Here is a 14,940-nt window from a genome sequence, read left to right on the forward strand (position 1 = left end):
TTCTTTACCGCCGTAGCCCCTCTTGTCCCTATGCACCCGGACACCCGCGGAAGAGCACCTTGCTCCGTCCCATCCGGTTGCCGGCAAGCCGCGCCGCGCAGTCCGCCGCAAATGCCATGGCCTCGACCGGCCTGCCCTCGCGAAGCACCGCCCCCAGCACGCTCTTTGCCAGACGGGAACCCTCCCCCACCTCGTCGGGGACATCGAGCTCCCCGTCGTAGGCGGCCAGGAAGGCACCCACGGCCCTGTTTCTCCGGTACTGCTCCTTTGGCGTAAGGTTGTGGGAGTGGTAGACTTCGGCCTCCGCCGCATAGGCCACCTTGTAGCCGGCCTTGAGCAGTCTGGCGGCCATGAGCATGTCCTCGTTGGTCTCCACCTCGTCAAAACCGCCCACCTCGAGATAGGCGCTCCGTCGATAGCAGGAGCACACGTCGGAGGCAAAATAGGTCTTGATGCCCAGGCGGGGCAGGTCCTCGATGGTCCTCACATTGGACTCGGCCGGATAGTTGAACTCCCTCACCAACTGCTCGAAACGACGGGCGTCGGGCTTGGGGAGCTGGCGACCGCTCACCAGGGCCACCAGCGGGTCCTTGTCCAGCAGGGCCACGAGGTTCTCGAGGTAGCGCCCATTGGCGGGAACGGCGTCCTGGGTCATGAAGGCAACGTAGTCGCCGGTCGTCTGACGCAGGGCAAAGTCTCGGGTGAGCCCGTGGTTGAACTCGTCCCGAGCGATTCTCACCACGCGCACGCCTGGATAAGACGCGGCCACCTCGCAGGTGTTGTCGTCCGATGCGGAATCAACCACCACGATCTCGTCTGCGGGGCGGGTCTGGGTACCCAGGGCCTCCAGAAGGGCGGGCAGCTCGTTCTCCCCGTTCAGCGTGGGCAAAACCAAAGAAATCGCGGACACAGTGGCATTTTCCTCTCACAGTTTTACCCTCTAAAGGTAATACCGCGAGATGCACCCAGTTATGTCACTTTAAAATGCACTCAGCTTTTTCAACAAAGAGCATAGACCGGGAAGCCCCGTGCCACAGAAAACGCCCCCGGCGGCCACAAGCCACCGGGGGCGTCGACAATCCGGCGTCAACAGCCGCCTACTCCCCCTCCAGAAGCCCCATCAATCCCCGGCCTCGAGCAGACAGCTGGACCTGGGCGAACATAACGAGAAGGTCGACTCTGCCAACAGGCGCTCCCAAGCCTCCTCGTTCACGCGATACCCGTCGGAAGAACAGTCATTATGAAATAATTTTACAGAACTTCATGGGACATCGCTGGTCCCCTTGATCGGATTCAGTAGCAATAAGAGCCTTTTTAGGGACGTCTTATTTATACTAATTGGCATTTAGTATAAATAAGACGGCACAAAACCAGGCCTTATTGCTACCGGATCGCGAGGCCCCCAGAAGTTGCCCTCCGCTCACAATCCATCATCGTGCCAATAACCAAGTTTCATTATTGTTGAGATGCCCGCCACGGCATAACGAAAAAAGATGCCCGTGGGCACGTGTCGCACCCACGGACATCTCTGCCTCAAAGAACCGTCAACAGCCGCCTACAGCTCCTCCATGTACGCGGCCAGCGTATCCCTCCACGGCTCCGGCTCAAAGCCGGTCCCGCGGATCTTGGCTAGGTCCAGGCCAGAGAAGTGCGGCCGCGGGGCCACCGGGCCCTTCGCCCCCTCGTAGTAGGCCTCCGTGGTCACCGGCACGACGGCGCTGCCGTTGCCGTTGCGCGCCTCAAAGACCGTCCGGGCGATCTCGGCCCAGCTCGCCGCCTCGCCGGCACCGGTGAGGTTGTAGGTGCCAAAGGGCGCGGGCTCGCTCGGCTCCACGTCGCCCTCGCGGTAGCCCAGCAGCCAGAAGATGGCCCGGGCCATGTCGTCGGTGAAGGTGAGGGCGCCGATCTGGTCGTCCACCACGGTCACCTGCTCCAGGGCATCGTCGCCGTCGGCCACGCGGTCGGAGAGGGCCGCCATGGTACGCACGAAGTTCTTGCCACGTCCCACCACCCAGGAGCTGCGCAGGATGTAGTGGGCGGGCGCCACGGCCACGGCCAGGTCGCCGGCGGCCTTGGACTGCCCGTAGACCCCCAGCGGGCCAAAGGGCTCGTCCTCGCCATGGAGCTCCTCGACCCCGTCAAACACGTAGTCAGAGCTCACGTGCGCCAGCGTGATGCCGCGGGCGGCGCAGGTGGCGGCGAGCAGGGCCGGCCCCTGGGCGTTGGCGGCCCAGCAGGTGCGGCGCCCCTCCTCGGTCTCGGCGGCGTCCACGGCCGTGTAGGCGCCGCAGTTGATGACCGTGCCGTAGAGGCTCCAGTCAATGCCGTCGTAGGCCGCGGGGTTGGACATGTCGAAGGTGTCGATGTCGCAGTAGTCAAAGGATCCCGCCAGGCCGCGCTCCTCGGCCAGGGACCGCACGGCCTGGCCCAGCTGCCCGTTGCAGCCGGTGACCAAGGTGCGCCTGGGCCCCATGGCCAGGGCGTCGGCCAGGAAGGGGTGGTGCTGGTCGGCCTCGGAGAGCGTGCACTGCTCCAGCGGGATGGGCCACTGGATGGCCAGCTCGGGGTCGGCCAGGTTCACGAAGGTGTAGGTCTTCTTGAGCTCGGCGGACCAGTGGGCGTTCACCAGGTAGGTGTAGGCCGTGCCGTCCTCCAGGGCCTGGAAGGCGTTGCCCACGCCGCGGGGCACGAACACCGCCACCGACGGGTCGATGACGCACGTGAACACCGTGCCAAAGCCCTTGCCCGGCCGGAGGTCCACCCAGGCGCCGAAGACGGAGCCGCAGGCCACGGAGATGAACTTGTCCCACGGCTCGGCGTGGATGCCGCGGGTGACGCCGCGGTCGGCGTTGAAGCTGATGTTGTTTTGAACCGGGTTGAACGAAGGCAGGCCTGCGGCCTCCATCTTTGCCTTCTGCCAGTTCTCCTTGAACCACCCGCGGTCGTCGCCGTGGACCGAGAGGTCGACGACGTACAGCCCGTCGATGGGCGACTCCGTCGCCGCAAGCTCGCGCTCGAACTCCATGGATACGGCCCCTTCCTACTGTCCCTGCTCGGCGTACTTGGCCTCCGTGGCCTCCTTGGCGGGCATCCACCAGTCCCTGTGCTCCGTGTACCAGGCGATGGTGTCCTCCAGACCCTCGGAGAAGTCGTTGTGGATGGGCTCCCAGCCCAGCTCCTCGCAGGTCTTGGTGGGGTCGATGGCGTAGCGGCGGTCGTGGCCGGGGCGGTCGCGCACCCAGTCGAAGTCCTCGGGGTCGCGGCCCATGGCGGTGAGGATGGCCTGCAGCACCTCGAGGTTGTTCCTCTCCCCGTCGGCGCCGATGAGGTAGGTCTCGCCGGGGCGGCCCTTGGTGAGGATGTCCCACACGGCGCGGGAGTGGTCCTCGGTGTGGATCCAGTCGCGGACGTTCCTGCCGTCGCCGTAGAGCTTGGCGCGGCCCCCGCAGAGCAGGTTGGTGACCTGGCGGGGGATGAACTTCTCGACGTGCTGGTAGGGGCCGTAGTTGTTGGAGCAGTTGGAGATGGTGGCGGGCAGCCCGTAGGTGCGGTGCCACGCCCTCACGAGCATGTCCGACGACGCCTTGGAGCTGGAGTAGGGCGAGCTCGGGCGGTAGGGGTCGTCGGGGCGGAAGCGCCGCGGCTCGTCCAGGGCGAGGTCGCCGTAGACCTCGTCGGTGGACACGTGGTGGAAGCGCAGCCCGTGCCTGCGGGCGGCCTCCAGCAGCCGGAACGTCCCCTCCACGTTGGTCCTAACAAAGGGCTCCGGGTCGGAGATGGAGTTGTCGTTGTGGCTCTCGGCGGCGTAGTGCACGATGGCGTCGTGGCCGGGCACCACCCGCTCCAGCAGCTCCGCGTCGCAGATGTCGCCCACCACGAGCTCCACCCGCTCGGCGGGCAGGCCGGCGATGTTCTCGGGGTTGCCGGCGTAGGTGAGCTTGTCGAGCACGGTCACGTGGGTCTCGGGGTGGTTCTCGGCGACCCAGCGCACGAAGTTGCTGCCGATGAACCCGCAGCCGCCGGTGACGACGATGTTTCTAGGGGAGAAGGTCTCCTGCATGGGTGCTCCTCGTTCCTCGGTCGGGGACTGTCACTCGCTGATGTGGTGGGGGACGAGACGGCCCTCGGCCACCTCGGCGAGGTGCCTGCCGTACTCGCTCTTGCCGTAGCGCTCGGCCGCCGCGAGCAGCGCCTCGCGGTCGACCCAGCCGTTCTCGAAGGCCACCTCCTCGGGCACGCACACCGGCAGGCCCTGGCTGCGCTCCACGGCGCGCACGAAGTCGCCGGCGTCGTAGAGGCTCTCCATGGTGCCGGTGTCGAGCCAGGCGTAGCCGCGGCCCAGCGTCACCACGGAGAGGGTGCCGTCCTCGAGGTAGAGGCGGTTGAGGTCGGTGATCTCGAGCTCGCCGCGGGCGCTGGGCTCCACGAGCTTAGCCAGGTCCGTCACGCGGCCGTCGTAGAAGTACAGGCCGGTGACGGCGTAGGAGCTCTTGGGCCGGGAGGGCTTCTCCTCGATGGAGACCACGTTGTAGTCGTCGTCGAACTCCACCACGCCGAAGCGCTCGGGGTCGTCGACGTGGTAGCCGAAGACCGTGGCGCCGCCCTCGCTCTCGGCGTGGGCCACGGCCCCGCGCAGCACCTTCTTGAGCCCCTCGCCGTAGAAGATGTTGTCGCCCAGCACCAGGGCGCACGGCTCGTCGCCCACGAACCGCTCGCCGATGATGAAGGCCTGGGCCAGGCCGTCGGGGCTGGGCTGCTCGGCGTAGGAGAGCTCGATGCCGAAGCGGCTGCCGTCGCCCAGGAGCCGCTCGAAGTTGGGCAGGTCCGCCGGGGTCGAGATGACCAGGATCTCGCGGATGCCCGCCATCATGAGGACGGAGAGCGGGTAGTAGATCATGGGCTTGTCGTAGACCGGGAGCAGCTGCTTGGACGTGACCTCGGTCAACGGGTAGAGCCGGGTGCCGGATCCGCCGGCGAGAATGATGCCTTTCACGGGCGCCAGACCTCCTCTGGTAGTGAGCGGCACAGATCGACGGGCCGCGATGTATTGCCAGCGACCCACATGCGCCGACACCAACCAATATTGCCCCCAGCGAGACCGGCCACCCAGAGGCCGGGCCGGTATTCACCCAAAGCGCAGGATGCGACGGGCGTTAGAATCACGGGTATATGTGAGGGGACCAGACCCCAAGCAAGCAGAAAGGAAAACCCATGGTCATCGACGAGCACCTCGGAGAGCTCCTCAACACCCAGATCAACAAGGAGCTCTACAGCGCCTACCTGTACCTCACCTTCGCCGACTACTACGAGGAGCGCGGCCTCAAGGGCTACGCCAACTGGTACATGGTCCAGGTTGAGGAGGAGGTGGCCCACGCCAAGATCCTCCGCCGCTACCTGCTCGACAACAACTACCCCGTGAAGATGCTGGGCATCGAGCAGCCCACCATGGCCTTTGACAGCGACATCGCCCCGCTCAAGGCCGGCCTCGGGCACGAGCACTACATCACCTCCTGCATCAACGACTGCTACGCCGCCGCCGCGGCCGCCAAGGATTACCGCACCATGAAGCTGCTGGACTGGTACATCTCCGAGCAGGGCGAGGAGGAGATCAACGCCGAGGACATGATCAAGGACTACGAGCTGTTCGGCGGCTCCCCCGACGGCCTGTTCAGCCTCGACACCAAGTACGCCGCCCGCACGTTCGTGGCGCCCGCGAAGGCGATGTAGGCAGGCCCGTTGGACACTCCCGCAGGAGACAGTTCGCACAACCTGACCGCGCCCGGCCACGGGTCGGCGCGCCGTGGGGGCGGAGGGGCCGTCGTGGGCCGCTTCGCCCCCTCCCCCTCCGGGCGCATGCACCTGGGCAACGCCTTCTCGGCGCTCATGGCCTGGCTGGGCGCCCGGAGCCGCGGCGGGTCGGTGGTCATGCGGGTGGAGGACCTCGACCCGCGCTGCCAGGTGCCGGGGCGCGCGGAGGCCATCATGGACGACCTCCGGTGGCTGGGCCTGGACTGGGACGGCGACCCGGTGTTCCAGAGCCGGCGCGGCGACGCCTACGAGGAGGCGCTGGCACGGCTTGCGGGGCTGGGGCTCACGTACCCGTGCTTCTGCACGCGGGCCGAGCTCCACGCGGCGAGCGCGCCCCATGCGAGCGACGGCACCTACGTGTACGCGGGGACCTGCCGCGGGCTCTCTGCCGAGGAGGTGGCGCGCCGGAGCGCGGTGCGGGCGCCGGCCGTGCGGCTGGCGGTGCCCGACGCCGACGACCCGGCCGGCACCGTGGAGGTGGACGACCTCGTGGCGGGGAGGCACCGGGAGGTGCTGGCCCGGGAGTGCGGCGACTTCCTCGTGCGGAGGAGCGACGGCGTGACCGCCTACCAGCTGGCCGTGGTGGTGGACGACGCCGCCATGGGGGTGACGCAGGTGGTGCGCGGCCGCGACCTGCTGGGGTCCGCCGCGAGGCAGCGCTACCTGCAGCGCCTGCTGGGCCTGCCCGAGGTGGAGTACGCCCACGTGCCGCTGCTGGTGGCGACCGACGGCCGGCGCCTCTCCAAGCGCGACGGCGACCTCGACCTGGGCGCCATCCGGGCCCGCGGCGTGCGGCCCGAGGCCGTGGTGGGGCGCCTGGCCCACGCGGCCGGCCTGACGGACGACGACTCCCCGACGACGCCGACGGAGCTGCTGCAGGGTTTCTCCTGGGACCCGCTGCAAGGCCGCGGGGACATCCCCTGCGACAGCGCGTGCGGCGGCATCACAACCTGAACCGCCGTCCCACCACCCGGACACTTTTGTCCCAATGGTCGGGCACTTTTGTCCCACTTTGCCGCTTTTACACTTATCGACAAAACTTCCCATCGGTTTGTACTTTTGAACATTCCGCGAAGTGTCCCTTATTAACAGCCGCGGCACGCCCCGTGAGATATTCTCTCCCCACCCCCTCCCGCACCGCCCGCCCACGCCTGGGCCGGCGAGTAAAGGAGGGTCCCATGCCGTTTGCCAGACGACAGAGCAGCTCGGACATCTACCACATCACGACCCGCGGGTCGGGCAGGCAGATCGTCTTCGAGGACGACGACGACCGCCGCGAGCTCCTGAGAATCCTCGACGAGGGCCTGGAGGCCAACGACGTGGGGCTTCTCGCATGGTGCCTCATGGACAACCACTTCCACATGGTCGCCGAGGGGGACGCGGACGACATCCCGAGACTCATGCACCGTGTGAACTCTACCTACGCCCGGGTGTTCAACCATCGGCACGACCGTGTGGGACATCTTTTCCAGGGCCGCTACCTGCGACTTCCGGTGGAAGACGACGGGTACCTGCTGACCCTCGTCCCCTACGTCCACCGCAATCCGGAGCGGGCGGGGCTCTCCCCCACCAACGCCTACCCGTGGAGCAGCTACCACGAGGTGATGGAGGGGTGCGGCCGTGTGGACGTGGAGCGGCTGCTCGACCTTTTTGGCGGGTGGGACGGTTTTGAGGAGGCCCACGCCGGCCAGGGGCCGCCGCCGGCTCCGGGGACCGTTCGCCAGAGGGACGTGCAACCCGAGGCGCTTCTCGAGATGGCGCGCAGCCTGTTGGGCGGAACGGACCCGAAGGAGGTCAAGGCGATGGCGAGGGGCGAGCGGGACCTCGCGCTGGCGACCCTCCGGAAGGGCGGGATGACCGTCCGGTCGATCGAGCGCCTTACCGGCGTGTCGAGGGGAGTCGTGTCCCGGGCCTCCTTGGGTTAGGGGACGGTGAACCCGTGGGACAAAAGTGCCCGACCATTGGGACAAAAGTGTCCGGGTAGTGGGACGCGGCGATGGGTTATGATGGGGTGCGCACCCGGAGAGCTGACCGAGAGGCCGAAGGTGCTCGCCTGCTAAGCGAGTATAGGACTCAATCCTATCTGGGGTTCGAATCCCCAGCTCTCCGCCAGTGACTGCCCCAGCCCGCAGGCCCCCGTGGCCTGCGGGCTGCTCTTGTTTTCCGGCGCCCCGGCAGACCGCCGTCCCCATGCACGAAGCCGTATCCAAGCTGAATAAAATTCGTCCTTGACACCCTTGGACCGCCGTTACATACTATTTCTCGCACGCGGCGTTACCTCAGCTGGATAGAGGGTCTGACTACGAATCAGAACGTCACAGGTTCGAATCCTGTACGCCGCACCACTCGATTTTCCAGGCCCTCCGGGGCCTTTTTTCTTGCTGGTCTGGGCCGGGCGCACGGGAGAGGCGCCCGGTTGCCCACGCACCCCCATGCACCGGTGGCCACCGGTTATGCAGCCTCCCCGCGGGGCCTCAGTCCTCCGGTAGGATCTCGACCCAGCAGCCGTCGGGGTCCGCGATGAAGTAGAGGCCCATCTTGGGGTTCTCGAACACGATGCAGCCCATTTCCTCGTGGAGGCGGTGATAGGCGTCGTAGTCCGAGACGCGGAACGCGATGTGGGTGTCCCTGCCGCCGTTGTCATAGGGCTCGGTGCGGCCGCGGTTCCACGTGAGCTCCAGCTGGAACGGGGAGTCGTCGTTCTCCATGAAGGTGTTGGTCCACGATCCGTCCTCGGGACCGGACTCCCTCACCACCTTGAACCCGAGGGCCTTCTCATAGAACGCGACGGTGGCTTCCTTGTCGAGCACGTGGGTGCAGCGATGGACGAAACGGGCTCCCATGACGGGCCTCCTCGGACGAAGCGGGCGGGTGCCGGACGCCGCCTCTGAAAAAGGCGGTATTCGGTGGTTGACAAACGAGGACCCTACCACGATACTCAATATCAGTCGCGGCGTTACCTCAGCTGGATAGAGGGTCTGACTACGAATCAGAACGTCACAGGTTCGAATCCTGTACGCCGCACCACTCGATCTTCCAGGCCCTCCGGGGCCTTTTTTCTTGCCGGTCGAAAGCGCCCCCAATCCGGGTCGTGCCGCCGGGCGCCTTACAGCCAGAAACCTTACAGCCAGAACGGGTCGCCCCGCACCGAGCACGGCACCCGGGCCGCCATGAGCAGCCCGAGCAGGTCGTCGAACGTGGCGCCGGGCGCCGAGAGGTCCTGTACCAGCGTCTGGACCTCGCACCCCTCGGGGCATCGCAGGGCGGCCCGGAGCGGCTCCCCCTTGGGCACCGTAACCGCGCGCCGCCATGGCCCCTGCGCCCCGGACGCCACCCGCTCCAGCACCGCGACAGCGTGGCCGAGGTCCGCCACGGCCACGGACGGGCCGTCGGGCCCCTGCAGGCCGGGTGACAGGGGCACCACGGGTGCCAGGGGGCGGGCAAGGGCTGCGGGGCAACGGCTCACGGGCTCTCCTCTCGGTGTTGACAGGAGTATACCCTAAATACGAACATATGTTCTGTTTAGAGGCGGCAGGCGGCGGTAGAAAGGTCTCGTTCACAAAAAAGAGGGAGGTCCTATGGCGGCTAACAAGGTTGATGGTGTGGGTCTCGCCCTGGCCGGCGGCGGTTGGCGGTCCTACGCCCAGGTGGCGGTGCTCGCCGACATGGAGGCCAACGGCATCCCCGTGGGCGCGGTGGCGGGCACGTCCATGGGCTCGCTCGTGGCCACGCTCACCGCGGCGGGGCTCTCCTCCACCCAGATCGAGGACCTCCTGCTCAAGATGGACGTCAGCGTGGAGGAGGCGGGCATCGTCAAGAACATGCGCCGCCACGTGATCTCGGCCGTCACCCGCCAGGGCTTCGTGGACAACGGCGTGCTGGTGGAGCAGGTCCGCCCCCTGCTCGAGGAGGCGGGCGTGACCACCTTCTCGGACCTCAAGATGCCCCTGGCCATCACATCGGTGGACATCATCACCGGCGACCTCGTGGTGTTCACCGGCACGGACGGCTTCTTCGAGGGGCCGGGCGCCTGGACCACCGTCCCGGGCGACCACGACCTCGCCACCTGCATCGCCGCGTCGGGCGCATACCCGCTGGTGGTGCAACCCGTCCATTTCCTAGGCCGCACCCTGGTGGACGGCGGCCGCCGCATGAACCTGCCCACGCCGCTGTTCGACCGCTCGGCGGTGGACGCCGTGGTGGGCGTGCACATGCTCAAGACCTACAAGGCCGTGAACGACCTCTCCATCCTCAACGTCATGGGCAAGTGCATGGACTACGGCGCCCAACAGCTCGAGATCCTCTACGCCCAGGCGGCCGACGTCGCGGTCAACGTGCCCGTGCCCGGCGAGGACACCTTCAACCCCGGCCACGGCGAGGGCGTGGTGGACTTTGCCCGGGAGTGGCTGCTCAAGCACCCGGTGGACTGGTCGGCCGCGCACCCGAGCCTGCTCGACTCCGTGCGCCGTGGCGCCGCGGACTACCTGAGCCGCCTCTTCCGCGGGGGCGGAAACGGGTAGGAGGGGTAGGGCCCAAGCCGGCGATTTGGGACAAAAGTGTCCGGGTGATGGGACAGGGGGCCTGCTACTCGGCCGGCGCCTCCTCCCCGGTGTCGTCGGCAAGGCGCGGCCACAGGGCGTCCACCAGCAGCGACACCGCCAGCCCCATGAGAATGAGGCCCCACGCCGGATGCCACGCCCCTTCGAGCAGCCCCACCACGAGAAAGCCCGAGAGCCCCAGCCAGAAGCACAGGCCGGCCACGGCCCCGCGCAGCTTGCGCCCGCGCTTGCCGCGCACCACGGCGTTCGCCACGGAGCACAGGCTCTCCCAGGCGGGGATGACGGCAAGCAGGCAGCCGCCCACATCCCAGCGCTGCTCGAAGAGCCCGAGCCAGAGGAACGCGATAATGGCCAGCGGCGCATAGGGGATGCGCGAGACGAACGCCCGCGGCTTGGACCCGTGCCCCTCGGCCCGGTGGGCGTCCGCCCAGCTGTCGTAGCGCTCGTCGTCGATCCACACCGAGCCGTCCTCCTCGGTGCGCACGGTATGCTCGCCGTCGGACGCGTTCACGTGGATGCCGCCGGGGCCCACCTCCACGTGGTCGCCGGTGCGGCGGTCGTGCACGTCCACGCCGGCCCACCCCACGGAGACCGACGCGTCGGCCGACGTCACCCGCACGCCGTCGTCCCACGAGCACTCGACGGCGTCGCCGGCTCCCGCCGCGGCCTCGACCGGTTCCTCGGCCGCCGGCCCCTCCGGACCCTCTCCTCCGGCCGGCCCGTACACCAGCTCGTCCAGGGTCACCCCGTAGAGCCGGGCGAGCGCGATGAGATTGTCCGTGTCTGGGCTCGATTCCGTGCGCTCCCACTTGGAGACCGCCTGCCGCGAGACCCCGAGCCTCTCGGCGAGCTGTTCCTGGGTGAGACCGTGCTCGCGCCGCAGGGTGGCCAGGCGCTGGGCAATGGAGACGTTCATGGTCGGTGCCTTCCTGTACGTGGCCGGACGGATGGGACCACCGTGCCGCGACGGCCGGTTGCAGGCCACCACCTTTGGGTTGAGAAACGGGAACGCCCCCGCAACTTTGGGTTGCGGGGGCGCAAAGACACAGGTGAAAGACCCTGTTATGCGTTCACGCCCTCCTCGGGCTCGATGACGGTGACCCCGCCCATGTAGGGCACGAGGGCCTCGGGGACCGTGACCGTGCCGTCCTCGTTCTGGTAGTTCTCGATGATGGCGGCCATGGCGCGGCCCACGGCCAGACCGCTGCCGTTGAGCGTGTGCACGTAGCGGGTGCCCTTGAACTCGCTGGGGTCCTTGTAGCGGATGTTGGCGCGGCGGGCCTGGAAGTCCCAGCAGTTGGAGCAGCTGGAGATCTCCTTGTAGTCGCCGTAGCTGGGCAGCCAGACCTCGAGGTCGTAGGTCTTGGCGGCCGAGAAGCCCAGGTCGCCCGAGCAAAGCGTGACCACGTGGTAGGGCAGGCCGAGGGCCTGGAGGCACAGCTCGGCCTCGTGGGTCATGGCCTCAAGCTGGTTCATGGAGTCCTCGGGGCGGGCGAACTTGACCATCTCCACCTTGTCGAACTCGTGCACGCGGATGATGCCGCGGGTGTCGCGGCCGGCGCTCCCCGACTCCTCGCGGAAGCACGGGGTGAAGGCGGTGTACTTGAGCGGCAGCTTGGAGCCGTCGATGATCTCGTCGCGGTGGATGTTGGTGAGCATGACCTCGGCGGTGGGGATGAGGTACAGGTTGGGCTCCACGTGGTAGAGGTCGTCCTCGAACTTGGGCAGCTGGCCGGTGCCGTAGAGGGTGGCGGCGTTGGTGATCACCGGGGGCCACCACTCCTTGAAGCCCGCCTTGATGTGCATGTCGATGAAGAAGTTGATGAGTGCACGCTCCAGGCGGGCGCCCATGCCGCCCAGCAGGTAGAAGCGGCTGCCGGCGATCTTGACGCCGCGCTCGAAGTCGATGATGCCCAGATCGGGCCCCAGGTCCCAGTGGGCCTTGGCCTCGAAGTCGAACTCGCGCGGGGTGCCCCAGCGCCTGACCTCGACGTTCTCGCTGTCGTCCTTGCCATAGGGCACCGACTCGTCGGGGATGTTGGGGATGTGGCTCATGAGGTCGGTGAGGGCCTCCTCGACCTCGCCACGGCGGGCGTCGAGCTCGGCGATGCGCTCCTTGTCGGCGGCCACGGCGGCCTTGGCAGCCTCGGCCTCGTCGCGCCTGCCCTCGCGCATGAGGCGGCCGATCTCCTTGGAGGCGCTGTTGCGCCGCGCCTGCAGGCCCTCCACCTCGGCGATCACGGAGCGGCGCTCGGCCTCGAGCTCGAAGAAGCGGTCGCGGTCCCAAGAGCCGTTGCGGGAGGCCATGGAGGCGTCCACGGCGTCGGGGTTCTCGCGAACAAACTTGATGTCGAGCATGGTGACCCACTTTCGCTAGGGCTCGTTTGATGCGCCGTCGGGCGCCGTACCTGCGGCTGGGCAGGCGGCACCTGCGCGGCCTGACGCACCAGTATATACTTGCGCCTACGCGCCCGGCCCCACCGGACGGGCCCGCAGGCCCTTTTGCATGAGAGGTTCCCCCATGGATTTCGTGACCTGGCTCTTCGACACCCGCGCAGGCGTGGCCGCCATCTTCATCGGCGGCATCGCCCTGTGCCTGCTCATCGCCTTCATCCTCGAACGCCGCACCAAGAGGATGTACTTCGACCACCCCAAGGGTGACGGCGAGGACGACGGCATCTTCTCGGGCATCTTTGGCGGCGACGACGAGGACGACGAGTAGGCTGCGGCCGCCGCCCAGCGACCTTCATACAGCGACCTTCATCGGGGCCCGTGCCGTGGGATGCCGCGGTGCGGGCCCTTGTCGCGCCTCCCTCCATGCCAAAGGCCTCTCCGGCATGGGTCTCTCGGCAAAAGCGGCACCTCCGGCGCGCCGATTCCATGCCAAAGGCGTCTCCGGCATGGGCCGCAGGGGGTCGGCGGGCAGCGGGCCCATGCCAGAAGCCGCTTTGGCATGGGTTGAGGGGTCTTGCGAGGGGCCTCAGGGCGCCCTGGCGGCGGCAGGTCCATGCCAAAGGCCGCTTTGGCATGGCGGCTCGACCCCGCACCCCTGGGGTCCGAACGGCCGTTGTCTAAAAAACCGTTGCCTCCGAGCGACGGACGTGTATAATTTCGACTCACGCGGGCGTGGCGGAATTGGCAGACGCGTACGGTTCAGGTCCGTATGAGGGTTCCCTCATGAAGGTTCAAGTCCTTTCGCCCGCACCATCGCACTTCCAGAGCCCCCCGGGGCTCTTTTTTTGTGCCGCCGCGCCTCCCGCGGCCCCGTCCCCGGACACCCCTACCTCGGCACCTGACAGGCCCCGTCGGGGAACGGTCGGGCGATTGTCGGGTTTTTGTCAAACGATTTTTGAGAAGTCCAATATAAACCGGCATATTTAGTGCATACTGATTCCCATGAGTACCGTATTGACCGACCTGGGTGCTTGGATCGCATACGCCTCACGAGCCCCGCTCACACCGATCCCGAAGGAAGAGGCGGACCGCATCATGGGGGAGGCCACGTGCACGGCACGGCAGGCCGACGCCGTTCGCGACCTGCCGTGGTACAGCGAGATGGGCCCGTTCGCCCGCAGCCTCGCCGGCCTCCCCGACACGCAGCGGCTGCCGGTGCACCTCATGGTGGCCCCGGGGCACGACCGCTGCCGACGGGACGGCGCGGTCCCCCACCGTACGCCGGCCTTCGAGACGCCGATGTCCCCTCTGCTCCGGGTCGAGGGGCCCCTTGCGGGGGGCGACCCGGTCCACGTGCCGACACCCGGGCTCTACCTGCTGCTCAGGGCCGCGACGCTCGGGGTGGCCGGCACGGCGGCGCTCGGGTGCACGATGGCGGCGAGCTACCTGTGCGACCCGGCGATCGGCCGGTGCCTCCCCCGCGACCCCCTGATAACCGCAGGTGCCGTGGAGGAACTCTGCCGGAAAGCCCCCGCGGCAAAGGGCAGGGCCGTGCTCGAGGAGGCCCTGGGCGCCGTCGCCGACCGTTCGCGCTCCCCCATGGAGACCGCCCTGACGGTCATGCTCGCCCTGAAGCCCGCCCATGGGGGCATGGGGCTGCCAAAACCCGAGCTCAACGCCAAAATTGAACTCCCGGACGAGCTCAGCCGGGCCGTCGGGGGCCAACGGTCGATGCTCGTGGACCTCTACTGGCCCGACGCCGGTGCTGGCGTGGAGTACGACAGCACCGAGTTCCACGACAACCGCGAGCAGGCCATCAAGGACCGACAGAGGCAGCTGGCCTCGGACCTGCTCGGCATAGACGTGGGCCCGTGGACCTCGGCCGTCGTCCACGACGAGCGGCTCTTCTCCATGGCCTGCGCCCGGCTGGCCGAGCGGCTGGGGCTGTCGTGGCACCCCGACGACCGCTTCACCTGGCAGCGCCGGTGCCTCCGGGCGGTCATGCTGGGCCCCCACCGGTTCTGGTGACGGACGGGACCATGCCAAAGGCGGCATCGGCATGGGACGGCGGGCGCGGCAGGGGGCCGCATCCATGCCACAGGGGCCTCCGCCGTGGGCGGGCCGCCCCCAACCGGGGCACCCGCGGTACACTGGTGCGGTCAGGCGGCCCCACCACACC

14 protein-coding genes and 4 tRNA genes are annotated in these 14,940 nt (G+C 67.8%); 10 read left to right on the top strand and 8 right to left on the bottom strand.

Annotation, left to right across the window (positions count from 1 at the left end):
• Positions 1-28: 28 nt before the first annotated feature.
• The 4 genes from NFR49_RS05890 to rfbA all read right to left on the bottom strand — a co-directional run bounded on the left by NFR49_RS05890 (position 29) and on the right by rfbA (position 4,993).
• The gene (locus tag NFR49_RS05890; RefSeq protein ID WP_251158705.1) at positions 29-910 is read right to left on the bottom strand and encodes a glycosyltransferase family 2 protein; all 882 of its coding nucleotides are present in this window, start codon (positions 908-910) and stop codon (positions 29-31) included.
• A 645-nt stretch (positions 911-1,555) separates the two neighbouring features.
• Positions 1,556-3,025 (bottom strand): sugar nucleotide-binding protein, encoded by a 1,470-nt coding sequence (locus NFR49_RS05895; protein ID WP_251158706.1) that lies wholly within the window; start codon positions 3,023-3,025, stop codon positions 1,556-1,558.
• Positions 3,026-3,040: 15 nt separating this feature from the next.
• Positions 3,041-4,060 (bottom strand): dTDP-glucose 4,6-dehydratase, encoded by a 1,020-nt coding sequence (gene rfbB, locus NFR49_RS05900; protein WP_251158707.1) that lies wholly within the window; start codon positions 4,058-4,060, stop codon positions 3,041-3,043.
• A 30-nt stretch (positions 4,061-4,090) separates the two neighbouring features.
• Positions 4,091-4,993 carry a glucose-1-phosphate thymidylyltransferase RfbA gene (rfbA, locus tag NFR49_RS05905; protein ID WP_251158708.1) on the bottom strand — a complete coding sequence of 301 codons (903 nt, stop codon included), beginning with the start codon at positions 4,991-4,993 and terminating at the stop codon, positions 4,091-4,093.
• Between the two features lie 218 nt (positions 4,994-5,211).
• Between rfbA and NFR49_RS05910 the strand changes: the two genes are divergently transcribed.
• The 5 genes from NFR49_RS05910 to NFR49_RS05930 all read left to right on the top strand — a co-directional run bounded on the left by NFR49_RS05910 (position 5,212) and on the right by NFR49_RS05930 (position 8,153).
• Positions 5,212-5,727: a ferritin gene (locus NFR49_RS05910; RefSeq protein ID WP_251158709.1), complete on the top strand. Its 516-nt coding sequence runs from the start codon at positions 5,212-5,214 to the stop codon at positions 5,725-5,727.
• Positions 5,728-5,820: 93 nt separating this feature from the next.
• On the top strand, positions 5,821-6,762 hold the full coding sequence (gene gluQRS, locus NFR49_RS05915; protein ID WP_275557140.1) for a tRNA glutamyl-Q(34) synthetase GluQRS: 942 nt from the start codon (positions 5,821-5,823) through the stop codon (positions 6,760-6,762).
• Positions 6,763-6,986: 224 nt separating this feature from the next.
• Complete coding sequence (locus NFR49_RS05920) at positions 6,987-7,733, top strand: transposase (RefSeq protein WP_251158710.1); 747 nt, start codon at positions 6,987-6,989, stop codon at positions 7,731-7,733.
• Between the two features lie 96 nt (positions 7,734-7,829).
• Positions 7,830-7,920, top strand: a tRNA-Ser gene (locus tag NFR49_RS05925).
• Between the two features lie 156 nt (positions 7,921-8,076).
• Positions 8,077-8,153 (top strand) — tRNA-Arg (locus NFR49_RS05930).
• 129 nt (positions 8,154-8,282) lie between these two features.
• Here the strand turns inward: NFR49_RS05930 and NFR49_RS05935 are convergent.
• Positions 8,283-8,651, bottom strand: coding sequence for a VOC family protein (locus NFR49_RS05935; RefSeq protein ID WP_251158711.1), 369 nt, complete (start codon positions 8,649-8,651; stop codon positions 8,283-8,285).
• 107 nt (positions 8,652-8,758) lie between these two features.
• Here NFR49_RS05935 and NFR49_RS05940 point away from each other — a divergent pair.
• Positions 8,759-8,835: transfer RNA gene (locus NFR49_RS05940), tRNA-Arg, on the top strand.
• A gap of 94 nt (positions 8,836-8,929) precedes the next feature.
• On the opposite strand, the gene NFR49_RS05945 is transcribed toward NFR49_RS05940, so the two are convergent.
• Entirely contained in the window at positions 8,930-9,274 is a 345-nt protein-coding gene (locus NFR49_RS05945) for a hypothetical protein (RefSeq protein ID WP_251158712.1), read from the bottom strand.
• Positions 9,275-9,386: 112 nt separating this feature from the next.
• Here NFR49_RS05945 and NFR49_RS05950 point away from each other — a divergent pair, with 112 nt between their 5' ends.
• Complete coding sequence (locus NFR49_RS05950) at positions 9,387-10,328, top strand: patatin-like phospholipase family protein (protein WP_251158713.1); 942 nt, start codon at positions 9,387-9,389, stop codon at positions 10,326-10,328.
• Between the two features lie 64 nt (positions 10,329-10,392).
• Here NFR49_RS05950 and NFR49_RS05955 read toward each other — a convergent pair whose 3' ends face one another.
• Positions 10,393-11,283, bottom strand: coding sequence for a helix-turn-helix domain-containing protein (locus tag NFR49_RS05955; protein WP_251158714.1), 891 nt, complete (start codon positions 11,281-11,283; stop codon positions 10,393-10,395).
• Positions 11,284-11,429: 146 nt separating this feature from the next.
• A complete protein-coding gene (gene serS / locus NFR49_RS05960; RefSeq protein ID WP_251158715.1) occupies positions 11,430-12,725 on the bottom strand; it encodes a serine--tRNA ligase in 1,296 nt (431 codons plus the stop codon).
• Between the two features lie 163 nt (positions 12,726-12,888).
• Here serS and NFR49_RS05965 point away from each other — a divergent pair, with 163 nt between their 5' ends.
• From NFR49_RS05965 to NFR49_RS05975, 3 genes are all read left to right on the top strand, one after another.
• Positions 12,889-13,089, top strand: a complete 201-nt coding sequence (locus NFR49_RS05965; protein WP_135977832.1) for a DUF6724 family protein — start codon at positions 12,889-12,891, stop codon at positions 13,087-13,089.
• 398 nt (positions 13,090-13,487) lie between these two features.
• A tRNA-Leu gene (locus tag NFR49_RS05970) sits at positions 13,488-13,574 on the top strand.
• Positions 13,575-13,856: 282 nt separating this feature from the next.
• Complete coding sequence (locus NFR49_RS05975) at positions 13,857-14,789, top strand: hypothetical protein (RefSeq protein WP_251158716.1); 933 nt, start codon at positions 13,857-13,859, stop codon at positions 14,787-14,789.
• Positions 14,790-14,940 lie beyond the last annotated feature (151 nt).

Source organism: Caniella muris, assembly GCF_943193035.1.
In the GTDB taxonomy this organism is placed as follows: Bacteria; Actinomycetota; Coriobacteriia; order Coriobacteriales; family Atopobiaceae; genus Granulimonas; species Granulimonas faecalis.